The sequence below is a fragment of the Saliniramus sp. genome (genome assembly GCF_035311605.1).
GTDB lineage: Bacteria > Pseudomonadota > Alphaproteobacteria > Rhizobiales > Beijerinckiaceae > Saliniramus.
The window spans coordinates 1-5,705 of record NZ_DATGCW010000028.1; the positions used below are offsets into that span (position 1 = coordinate 1).

Consider the following 5,705-nt stretch of genomic DNA (forward strand, 5'->3'; position numbering starts at 1 on the left):
AAGGAAAACTATTTGAGCTTCTGCGAAGTCTAGTTGCTCGGTCTAGGGTGGCGTAGTCCGGGCATTTTCATGATTATTTTCTAGAATCACACAATCGACGAAAATGTTTATACCTATTGGATCACGCCTCAACGCGCCCAACAATGCTTCTCCGCAATCCCCCCGAACACCCGATCGGCATCTCTGACTCTGCCCTCACGCGCCGCGGCGATGCCGGCCTGGATGCGGTTCGTCTGCCAGCTATTGGCTTCGAGATATTGTGCGATGGCCTGATCGACGATGTCGTGGCGGGAGCGGTCGGTGGCGCGGGCGAGGGCGTCTACTTCGGCTATGCGCTCATCGCTGATGGTGATCGGTTCGGATGCGGCGCGCTGCGGCAAGGTCGGCTCCGTTGGTTGCGGCGCAGATCATAGCATCCCGGCGAGCCCGATCAAACTCACCCCGTAAACGCCATATCCGTCTTCGTCAGCCGCGCCTCGCCGTTCTGATCCATGCTCACCCTGCGATAGAAACACGAGCGGCGGCCGGTGTGGCAGCAATTGCCGTCGCCGGAGACGCGGACGCGCATTTCGATGGCGTCCTGGTCGCAATCGACGCGCATTTCCTCGACGCGCTGGATCTGGCCGCTGGTGGCGCCCTTGTGCCAGAGTTCGTTGCGCGAGCGGGACCAGTAATGCGCCTCGCCGGTCTCGAGGGTTTTGGCGAGCGCCTCTGCGTTCATATGGGCGACCATGAGGACACGCTTGGTATCGGCATCCACCGCCACCGCCGTGATGAGGCCGTCGGCGTTGAAGCGGGGGGCGAAGATTTCACCCTCTTCCTGTGTGGATTTGTCGAGGTTCTGGCCGAAACGCGTTTCGCTCATGCTGGCTTCCATCCCTTCCCATACGAGCAAAGGCGCCCCGCCCGCAGGCGAAGCGCCTTCACAAAAGGGAAGTCGCGGCACAAGTCAACAGCCGCAAGGCAATCCTCATATGCGTCAGCGGTATTCCTTGCCCGCGCGCAGCTGCGTGAAGAAGCGCACCTGCTCCGCCGGCTCGTCCTTGAAGATGCCGGTGAAGGTGGTCGTCACCGTCGAGGAGCCGGCCTTCATCACGCCGCGCATCGACATGCACATATGCTCGGCCTCGATCATCACGGCGATGCCGCGCGGCTTCAGCGAATCCTCGATCGCATCGGTGATCTGCGCCGTCATCGTCTCCTGCGTCTGGAGGCGCCGGGCATAGACATCGACGAGCCGGGCCAGCTTCGACAGGCCGACCACACCTTGCGAGGGGAAGTAGGCGATATGCGCCTTCCCGTGGAAGGGCACCATGTGGTGCTCGCAATGCGAATGGAAGGGAATGTCGCGCACCAGCACCATGTCGCCATAGCCCTCGACATCCTCGAACACCTTGGCGAGGACATCGCCCGCATCCTCTTCATAGCCTGCGAAGAGCTCGCGATAGGCCTTGGCGACGCGTTTGGGCGTGTCGAGCAGCCCCTCGCGTTCCGGATCATCCCCCGCCCAGCGGATCAGCGTGCGCACGGCCGCCTCCGCCTCTTCCCGGCTGGGTCTTTGCATTTCCCGCTTGTCGGCGTCGACCGAGGTCTCACGCGTGGACAAGGACTTAACCACAGCATCCATGTGGTGCCTCCCGCTTCTTGCTGCTTACAGCCATGCTTACGCACGTCATCCGCAGCCGGACCAATCATCGCGACCGATGGCCGCATCTCGCTTTCTCGTAGCGCAGCGCCTATCTTGACGACAGGGCAGTCATCCTGCTCGGATCGGCGGATAATGACAAGGGCAGCCGGAATTCCGGCGGAGACGGATCTGCGATGCTGGACGATATTTATAACAAACGCATCCTCGAACTCGCGGCGGATATTCCACGCCTCGGCCAACTCGAGGCGCCACAGGCGCGCGCCAGCGCCGTATCGAAGCTCTGCGGCTCCAAGGTCACCGTCGATCTCGCCATGGAAGAGGGCCGCGTGAGCGATTTCGCCCATGACGTGAAGGCCTGCGCGCTCGGCCAGGCCTCCTCCTCGCTGATGGCGCGCAACGTGATCGGCGCGAGCGCGCAGGAATTGCGCGATCTGCGCGCGACCATGCGCGCCATGCTCAAGGAGAACGGTCCGCCGCCGCAAGGCAAATGGGAAGAGCTCAGGGTGCTCGAACCCGTGCGCGACTTCAAGGCCCGCCACGCCTCGACGCTGCTCACCTTCGATGCGGTGGTGGATGCGATCGACCAGATCGAGGCCGGAGGGGCGGCGGGCAATACCGGTGCGAAGGCGTCCACCGGGACGTCCTGACGGGGCGTCTGCAACCTCGATCTTTTTTGCAAGCCACGATCCGCCTTTCCGGCAGCTTTGCCGCGTGCCTTTGCGCACCGAGGCGGTTGTCCAATGACCTTTAGGAAAGCCGTGTGCAATGACGCAAAGCGTTCATTGCGATTTTGGCGGCGCTATGCACATGGCCCGACATTGCGCGTTCTCGCGACTTCGCGGGCGATCCCGCAGAAAGCCTTTGTCACAAAGGGATGCGGCTCGAAGAAGGCGCGTATCGGTCTTTGGTTGCCGTGTTGATGAATATGCACCTTTTGCGCGATCTCCTTGAAGTTGTAAAATAATGGGGCAGCTTGGCCGTTGGGCTGGTTCATTCCTGTTAAGTTTTGCGCTCTACCCCTGTCGGCAGGCAAGAAACACAATGTGTCAACGGAGCAGAAACATGGCGATGACTCAGTTGGTCTACTACAGCAAGAACACGCTCGATGCGGATGATCGCAGCCAGCTCGTGAACCTGCGTGAAATCCTGGAAATTGCTCGCCGCAAGAACGGCGAGAATGGCGTGACCGGTTACCTGATCTTCGACAAGGCTTATTTTCTGCAGATTCTCGAAGGGGATAAGGATGCCGTCGAGGAGACCTATCGCCGGATCGCCGGCGACAGGCGTCATGCCGACGTCACCCTGGTCGAGCAGCGCCCGATTGCGCAGCGCAACTTCTCCGACTGGAACATGGGCTCGGCCATGCGCAGCGTCGATCATGAGGAAGTTTATCTGGCGCACGGCATTTCGGGTTCAATCGATCCGACCAAAATGACCGGCAGCAAGATCCTTTCGCTCGCCACCGATCTGCGCGACCTCGAAGCCCGCCGCAACCTTAACGCGGCATGATTGCTTCTCAGGGCTCCCCGCGCGAGCGTGCCATGAAGCTGTCGAAGGACAGCTCGGCCACCGGCCACCACAGCAGCGCGTCCGTGCGGTAAGCCAACATCGAACGATAGGCCCGTTCATACAGGGCGTCGCGGCGTGCGAGGTCGTCATGGACCCGCGTCGCCGCGGCGAGGCCGGCCTGCATGACCTCCTGCGGAAAATAGCGCAACTCGATCCCGGATATGACAAGCCGGCGGAGTGCAGGGGCGGCGCGGTAATCGTAACGCGCCAGCAGACGCTGATGCGTCGCTTGCGCGGCCATGGTCATGATCGCGCGGCGGGCGGGCGACAGAGCCTGCCAGAGCTGCAGGTTGATCACCGCATGGAAACTCGCCGCGCCCTGCCAGAAGGCGGGGGCGTGATAGAACCGCGCCATGGTGTGGATGTCGAGCATCTCGTCATCCACCGGGCCGAAACCGCAAGCCGCCTCGATCTCGCCTTCCCGCAGGGCGCGCGCCGTATCCTCGGCGGGGATGGCTTGCGGCTGGGCACCAAGTTCGCGCAATACCTGCCCGCCGATTCCGTCGATGCGGATGCGCAGGCCGGCCAGATCATCCGGCCCGGTGATTTCGCGCGGATAGAACCCGCCCATCGGCGTGCCCGCGCCGCCGCAGGGCAGGGCGATGCACCCGTGCCGGGCGAGCGCTTCGTCGATGCTCTCGCGCCCTCCGCCCTGTTCCCACCAGGCCTGATGCTGGCGCGCATTGAGGCCGAACGGAGCCCCTCCCGCAAAGGCGAGGGCGGGCTCGCGTTCATACAGGGAATCGAGCGGCATGTAGGCCATGTCGATGCGCCCGGAGCCGACGGCGTCGAGCAGGACTTGCGGTGTCGGCGCGACGGTCATGGCTTCGATCGCGCGCGTGCTGCTCTCCAGCGCGTCTTCCTCCCCGTCTTCCTGCCCGTCTTGCGGCACGTTACCCGCTGCATCTGTCTCGGAACCCTCGGATGCGCCGGCGGGAAGCCGTATGCGCCCGTCCGTCAGCGTGATCGCGACGGTGCCTTCGCTGGCCTCGGCGATATCGGCTGCGAAACGCTCGGCGGCTTCGTAAGGCGTGGTCAGGATACGCGGCAGACCATAGGCCATGCGCAGCTTCAGCGGCTCCCGCGCCCGTGCTGACCGTGTGCCGTGCAATGTCGCTGATGCGGCAATCAGGCCGCCGGCTGCGAGAAAACGTCGTCTTGCGAGATCGGTCATCCTATATTGTCCCCCCGACAGGCCGAATCCCACCGGCAATCACACCCAGATTAGGCGAGCATCATGAAGATTGCATCCCTCAAACAAGGCCGCGACGGACGCCTCGTCGTCGTCTCCGATGATCTGACCCGCGCGACCGAAGCAGACACCATCGCCCTCACGCTTCAGGCCGCCCTCGACGATTGGGAGCGCGTCGCGCCGCATCTGCACGATCTTGCCGAGCAGCTCGAACATGGTGCCGTCCCCAGTTTCCGCTTTCACGAGCACGACTGCGCCGCGCCATTGCCGCGTGCCTATCAGTGGGCTGATGGCTCGGCTTACGTCAATCACGTCGATCTGGTGCGCCGGGCGCGCGGCGGCGCGATGCCGGAGAGCTTTTGGAGCGATCCGCTGATGTATCAGGGCGGTTCCGACGGGTTTCTGGGCCCGCGCGATCCGATCCGCCTTGCCGACGAGGGCTGGGGCATTGATTTCGAGGGCGAGATCGCGGTCGTCACCGGCGATGTGCCGATGGGGGCGGGGCGCGAGGAATGCGCTGCCGCGATCCGGCTCGTCATGCTCGCAAACGATGTCTCGCTGCGCAATCTGATCCCGGGCGAGATATCGAAGGGATTCGGCTTCTTCCACGCCAAGCCCGCCAGCGCTTTCTCACCCGTGGCGGTGACGCCTGACAGTCTTGGCGATGCCTGGGATGGCGGGCGGCTCAACCTGCCGCTCGTGAGCATGCTCAACGGCCAGCTCTTCGGCAAGCCGGATGCCGGCACCGACATGACCTTCGATTTCCCCACCCTGATCGCCCATGCCGCACGCACCCGCGCGCTCGGTGCCGGTACGATCATCGGTTCGGGAACCGTCTCGAACCGCGACGCTGATGGCAGCCCCGGCCTGCCCGTTGCGGAAGGCGGCCTCGGCTATTCCTGCATCGCCGAACAACGCACCGTCGAGACCCTCCGCCACGGCGAGCCCCGCACGCCCTTCATGCGCTTCGGCGACAGGGTGCGCATCGAAATGAAGGATGCCAAGGCGCATTCGGTTTTCGGTGCGATCGAGCAGGTGGTGGAGCGGGCGGGGTGAGCGAGCTCACCCCCCGCGCTCGTCCCGCGTGTCCTCCTCGTCCCCCGAGTCCCCCTCACCCTCATCCCCCTCGATCGGCAGCGGCATGAACAGGTCGCTGTCGTCGAGGGGCTCCTCGTCTTCGCGCAGATGCTCGGCGTCGGAGGGGGAGGGGATGCTCATGCCGGGCGGGATGCGGCCTTCGATGAAGCCGGCGCCCTTGAGTTCTTCGAGGCCGGGCAGGTCGTCGATCTGCTCCAG

General features: G+C 63.9%; 7 protein-coding genes and 1 pseudogene. 3 read left to right on the plus strand and 5 right to left on the minus strand.

What is annotated here, in order from left to right:
- Positions 1-128: 128 nt before the first annotated feature.
- From VKP01_RS01395 to folE, 3 genes are all read right to left on the minus strand, one after another.
- Positions 129-380, minus strand: coding sequence for a CopG family ribbon-helix-helix protein (locus VKP01_RS01395; RefSeq protein WP_324409847.1), 252 nt, complete (start codon positions 378-380; stop codon positions 129-131).
- Positions 381-436: 56 nt separating this feature from the next.
- Entirely contained in the window at positions 437-865 is a 429-nt protein-coding gene (gene hisI / locus VKP01_RS01400; protein WP_324409848.1) for a phosphoribosyl-AMP cyclohydrolase, read from the minus strand.
- Positions 866-979: 114 nt separating this feature from the next.
- Positions 980-1,627 carry a GTP cyclohydrolase I FolE gene (gene folE / locus VKP01_RS01405; RefSeq protein ID WP_324409849.1) on the minus strand — a complete coding sequence of 216 codons (648 nt, stop codon included), beginning with the start codon at positions 1,625-1,627 and terminating at the stop codon, positions 980-982.
- A 194-nt stretch (positions 1,628-1,821) separates the two neighbouring features.
- Between folE and VKP01_RS01410 the strand changes: the two genes are divergently transcribed.
- Together VKP01_RS01410 and VKP01_RS01415 are read left to right on the plus strand one after the other, a co-directional pair.
- Entirely contained in the window at positions 1,822-2,295 is a 474-nt protein-coding gene (locus VKP01_RS01410) for an iron-sulfur cluster assembly scaffold protein (protein ID WP_324409850.1), read from the plus strand.
- A gap of 316 nt (positions 2,296-2,611) precedes the next feature.
- Positions 2,612-3,157 carry a BLUF domain-containing protein gene (locus VKP01_RS01415; protein WP_324409851.1) on the plus strand — a complete coding sequence of 182 codons (546 nt, stop codon included), beginning with the start codon at positions 2,612-2,614 and terminating at the stop codon, positions 3,155-3,157.
- Positions 3,158-3,164: 7 nt separating this feature from the next.
- On the opposite strand, the gene VKP01_RS01420 is transcribed toward VKP01_RS01415, so the two are convergent.
- Positions 3,165-4,391: a hypothetical protein gene (locus tag VKP01_RS01420; protein ID WP_324409852.1), complete on the minus strand. Its 1,227-nt coding sequence runs from the start codon at positions 4,389-4,391 to the stop codon at positions 3,165-3,167.
- A 63-nt stretch (positions 4,392-4,454) separates the two neighbouring features.
- Between VKP01_RS01420 and VKP01_RS01425 the strand changes: the two genes are divergently transcribed.
- Positions 4,455-5,465, plus strand: coding sequence for a fumarylacetoacetate hydrolase family protein (locus VKP01_RS01425; protein WP_324409853.1), 1,011 nt, complete (start codon positions 4,455-4,457; stop codon positions 5,463-5,465).
- Between the two features lie 6 nt (positions 5,466-5,471).
- Here VKP01_RS01425 and VKP01_RS01430 read toward each other — a convergent pair.
- Positions 5,472-5,705, minus strand: a pseudogene (locus tag VKP01_RS01430) (SMC-Scp complex subunit ScpB); the annotation flags it as partial.